The sequence below is a fragment of the bacterium genome, assembly GCA_037131655.1.
Lineage (GTDB): Bacteria > Armatimonadota > Fimbriimonadia > Fimbriimonadales > JBAXQP01 > JBAXQP01.
Genome location: JBAXQP010000214.1, coordinates 1 through 4,647, shown reverse-complemented (window position 1 = coordinate 4,647; position 4,647 = coordinate 1). Strand labels below are relative to the sequence as shown.

Annotated in this window: 5 protein-coding genes; 1 reads left to right on the top strand and 4 read right to left on the bottom strand. The window is 46.6% G+C overall.

Going from position 1 to position 4,647, the window contains the following annotated elements; all coding sequences use genetic code 11:
• Both WCO51_09855 and WCO51_09850 read right to left on the bottom strand, forming a co-directional pair.
• Positions 1-1,304: hypothetical protein (locus WCO51_09855; protein MEI6513562.1), on the bottom strand; the 1,304-nt coding region annotated here is incomplete at its 3' end.
• 6 nt (positions 1,305-1,310) lie between these two features.
• The gene (locus WCO51_09850) at positions 1,311-1,664 is read right to left on the bottom strand and encodes a tetratricopeptide repeat protein (GenBank protein ID MEI6513561.1); all 354 of its coding nucleotides are present in this window, start codon (positions 1,662-1,664) and stop codon (positions 1,311-1,313) included.
• Positions 1,665-1,926: 262 nt separating this feature from the next.
• On the opposite strand from WCO51_09850, the gene WCO51_09845 reads away from it, so the two are divergent.
• Positions 1,927-2,442 (top strand): hypothetical protein, encoded by a 516-nt coding sequence (locus tag WCO51_09845; protein MEI6513560.1) that lies wholly within the window; start codon positions 1,927-1,929, stop codon positions 2,440-2,442.
• Positions 2,443-2,450: 8 nt separating this feature from the next.
• On the opposite strand, the gene WCO51_09840 is transcribed toward WCO51_09845, so the two are convergent.
• Both WCO51_09840 and WCO51_09835 read right to left on the bottom strand, forming a co-directional pair.
• Positions 2,451-3,491 carry an AAA family ATPase gene (locus WCO51_09840; GenBank protein ID MEI6513559.1) on the bottom strand — a complete coding sequence of 347 codons (1,041 nt, stop codon included), beginning with the start codon at positions 3,489-3,491 and terminating at the stop codon, positions 2,451-2,453.
• A gap of 200 nt (positions 3,492-3,691) precedes the next feature.
• Positions 3,692-4,489, bottom strand: coding sequence for a DUF1559 domain-containing protein (locus tag WCO51_09835; GenBank protein ID MEI6513558.1), 798 nt, complete (start codon positions 4,487-4,489; stop codon positions 3,692-3,694).
• Positions 4,490-4,647: the final 158 nt, after the last annotated feature.

Here is a 4,647-nt window from a genome sequence, read left to right as displayed (position 1 = left end):
GTCAGAAGAACTGCCATACAGCCCGCCAACGTTATTAGTGGTTTAAGTGACTTTTCAGATGAGTCCCGCAACATCCTTTCAAGCCCCAATCCTGACAAGATGGCTAAAGCGAACGCTGCCAATACTAAAACCCGCGCCGGTGATCCAGTGCTGCTAAATCCAGGAACAAGAAAATAGAAGAAACGGTTTATGGCCGTCCCCAACGCCATTAGTAAAGCAATTCCAATTAAAGTCAAGAAGAACCACTTTTCTCGGCTACCTCCGCGACGAAATAGTCCATAGAGAGCAAGTAATAAGGGGATTATCCCAACGAAAAGCGCATTCTCGGCATAATTAGTCCACCCCCAATAATCGCCATCCATGGGGTGACCAAAAAAGTCAGGGACAAAATAGGTGACTAAATTCGCAAGCGGCATAGCTAAAGCGCTGTAGGCGAAATATCCGTCCTCACTGGCAACTACCTGGCGGTGGCTATGACGGCTGAGTTCCAATGCAGGAAGTACTTGTGGCAGCGACAATAAGAACCCAAGAATAATCCCAATTATCAAAAGCCCACAGCAACGAAGGGACTTGCCGGACATGCGGTATACCAGCATCAAATAAGCGCTTAAAAGTCCAAAAAGCAGTAGTCCATAGAAGGCAAACTGCAAATGTCCCGCCAAAAGCATAAGCCCAATACATGCCCCTAACGCTGCCATTCGTTTCCATGTTGGAGATTCGAACAACCCTATTGTCGCCAGCACAATCCATGGATACCAGGAAGCGGTAGCAGGGATTGATGGCAATTGCAGCCAGGAAACAAAAAAAGTGCTCAACTGAAACACAATCCCCGCCAATAACGAAGGCCAAAGCCCGCCCCCCAACCGCCAGCACAACAAACTAGCCCCAAATCCAGCCCACCATAAATAGAAAAGCACGGCCAATGTAATAGCAATTGGAGTTGAAAAATACGCCAGCAAAAGATGCGGCGGATAAAGTGGGGCTGATTGACTGTTGGCGAGCATCGGAGCGCCACAAAACTGATGTGGGTTCCATAGGGGTACATAACCGGAGCGTTCAGTCTGCCATACAAAATCACGCCAAACATAAAATTGCGCGATCCCATCCCATAAAAGAGGATTCCAGGGAATTGGCTCAACAACTGCGGACTGCTTCCATGGCTCGAAATGATAAAGAAGTTTTGCGGGAGCAAACACTTCACCCTTGAATATGGGACTCCAGAGCAAAAGAGAAGCCGTAACCGCAAGAAGAACGGCTAGAAGTAGCGCATAAGAACGTTTCGAGCCATTAGGAATGTTTTTCACACTCTTTTAGAGGAATACAATATGACGATTTGCTTCTTCATGGGATGGGTCTTGGCGCAAAACCTCTTCCAATTGCTCTCGAGCCTTGTCGTTATCGCCAAATATCGACATATAACTCAAAGCTAAATCAATTCGCGCCTTCAAGTTGCTTGGATTGATTACGACCGCTTTCTCAAGCCAAACAACATTTTCTTCGAACTCGCCGGTGAAATAATAGACAAGACCGATTTGATGATAAATCTCGTCGCACGCAGGATCATCGTCCATGGCTGCCTGGAACTCTTCCAGCGCCTGGTCGTACTGTCCACTATTTTTTAATTCGAGACCACGCTCGATATGATCTTGCGCCGAATCCGTCAACTAAATGTCCTCCGCATGGTCGCCTCAGGACGGACATATGCGATTGAATCCAACTTGAAAACCCTACTAAGCGTATTATAGCACGGAGTAGCCCCATTCGCAATGTCTGAACGCCTCAATTCGACGGTCACATTATGATGAAAGATTAAGGAGGATTAGTATAAATCGATGCAGAAACAGGTATAGGTAAATAGATAAGTTCTTACTCAACCATGCGGAAGAGAGGGACACCATTTCTCAAGAATAAAATACGGAGGACGAAATGAGAGTAAAACATTTAGGGATTTTTGTGATGGCAGTAGCCGTTTTATTGATGTTTGGCTGCGCCAAGAAAGCGACAACAGTAAAAACACCGGGTGGTGGGACAGTTACTTCCACAACTGGAGGAGGAGAAACAACCACAACAGTGACAACACCTGAAGGAGGCACTATTACAGCTAAGGGTAACGCAACCGTCACCGAAGAAGAAGTCGGAGTGCCTTTCTACCCCGGCGCAGCCCAAAATCCTGAGAAGACAACTAAAATCAGCGGTTCTGGTGATGGCAAAACGGGTGAAATGATTATGATTAGCTTATCAACAACCGATTCCTTTGACAAAGTCGTTGAGTTTTATAAATCCAAGATGCCTAAGAACGCCCAACTAATCCAGATGAACGCTAATGGCGAGCAACAAGCATCCTGGAACTTGACAGAAGATAAAACCTCAAAATTGGTACAAGTATCGATTAAAGACGGCGCAACTTTGATCCTCATTCACAAAATGTCAGAATCAAAATAAACTCATCATTACTTAGACAGAATGCTCGAAAAGAGCCACTCTGTGGCGAGTTGAGCGTTGGCATTACCTAGGATGGCGGAGCGGATTTCGAAGACCGATTCAAGGGCATATCGAAGATGACTTGAACCCATGCGAACAGCCAGCTTACGCAAAGCCGGTTCGCGATTGCTGTAACGAAGCGGAATATCGCAATCGCTCGATACTGAAAGAGCGATTGCATCGCGAAGCCATCCTGCAAGCATATCAAAAGCGACAACGAAGGCGAGGCGAGACGAACGGTCTTCCTCGCCTGATTTCTTTGAACGAGAAGCTAATTCTCTGAACCGCTCAGCCATTCTCAACGCTTGAGCTTCAGATGCCCCCCCTAAATCCTCACAAAATTGCGCTAACTCATCCAGCGAATCCGCCTGATCAGGGTCTTGAGCTAAAGCGATTGCTTTCCCTGGAGCGCCATCCGCATAAGAAGCAAAAAGCGCTGCCCGTTCAGGATCAATTCCAAAGCGAGAATGAAGCGCATTTGCGATCTCGACTTGTGAAACGGTCCCCACTCGCATAATCCGACATCTCGAAAGAATAGTTCCCAAAATCATCTCAGTCGAGTCGGATGTCAATATAAAATTAACATAAGGCGGGGGCTCTTCGAGGATTTTAAGCAAGCTGTGCGAAGCATCCGAGCCTAAACGGTCGGCTCGATTAAGAAGAAAGACTTTTTTAGGAGCGATTGCAGGAGCGTAGATAGCTGTGCTGAAAACGCGCTCTCTCAGGGTTTTTATGCTGATGATCTCACCCGCGCCCTCAGGAGCCAACTCCGTCAAATCAGGATGTCCATTTGCCCCCATACGCTGACACGAGCTGCACTTGCCGCAGGGATCCCCTAGCTGATCACCTTTTTCGCAAAGAAGCGTTGAAGCCAAAGCATTAGCAAGCGAAGATTTGCCGACTGAAGGGGGGCCAACTAATAAAAGCGCATGAGAAATCCGCCCTGCGCTATGAGCGCGGCGCAGTTGATCAATCGCTTCTTGATGGCCAATAATCTCTGAAAATTTCACTCTTTAAGTCTACCCAGACGAGCGCGGTGATTAGGAAGTAGCAAAGCTTTAAAAAACAAAACGGCGCGCATCTTTTCAGATGCGCGCCAATTACTTTCGCTTAGTGCTTTGACTCGTTGCCAATAAAGACTTCGAATCATGCTACAAACTCTACTCAGAACAAAGGAAACTGAGCAGAAAAAACCACTATTGGAATAGGTTTACTGTTGACAAGCAGCTACCGTTGCAGCTCCTGGAATAGTGAGTTGTCTGCGATCGGGGACACCATAGCAGAACAAAGCGCCGCCCGGTCTAAGCTCTTCGATTCGATATCGTTTAGCGTGACCGTCTGCAAGTATTGCACTAGCGCCATCGTTATGCTGGCCGCCTGGTCCGTCGCCGGTGATTACATAGTCACCATCGTTAATGGTTTCAGGTGACTGATCGTAAAGAACGATGGAATCAGCAGAGTATGTAATTTTAGCTAACGAAATCGGAATACGAACGTTATTGACCCCTGGAACATATAAGTTATTGTAAGTATATGTGCTCCACGCTAGTCCACCATTATAACGACCAAGACCATAGATGTTGTTTACCAGCTTTCCATAGGACGGGCATTTGTAAATACCTAAGTTCTTTGTATAGGGGTAAATTGTGCCACGGGCAGGGTTAGCAATCTTAACTTCGACTCCACCAACAAGTTTAGGTCCAGGAGTTTCTGGCACAGGCCAACAACCAGCGCCAGCTGCTTGTTGAGCGCATACCCATCCGGCGTAAACTGCAGTGCTAAAAGCTTGGCCATCAAGTGGATAGCGATCGTTCCAATCAATGGTGTATTGATGGAAGGCGCCTCCAAGCTGCTTCATATTATTTAAACAAGATGTAGATCGAGCCTTTTCACGGGCCGCTGCAAAAATCGGGAAAAGTATCGCCGCTAAGATAACTATAATGGCGATTACAACTAACAGTGCGATGAGAGTAAATGCGCCTTTTGAACGTAGGGATCTCACTTTCATTTTTAACCTCCACTGCTTTTTTTTGGATTTTAAACCAGTTTATGATGACACGTATCCTTAGACGTGTCAAGGTGTAAGAGAGTTTCGGCGGCGTTTTAAAAAACCGTTAATCGGCTGAAAGAAGATAGCTTTATTCAGGCTACCGCGATGCTTTTAGC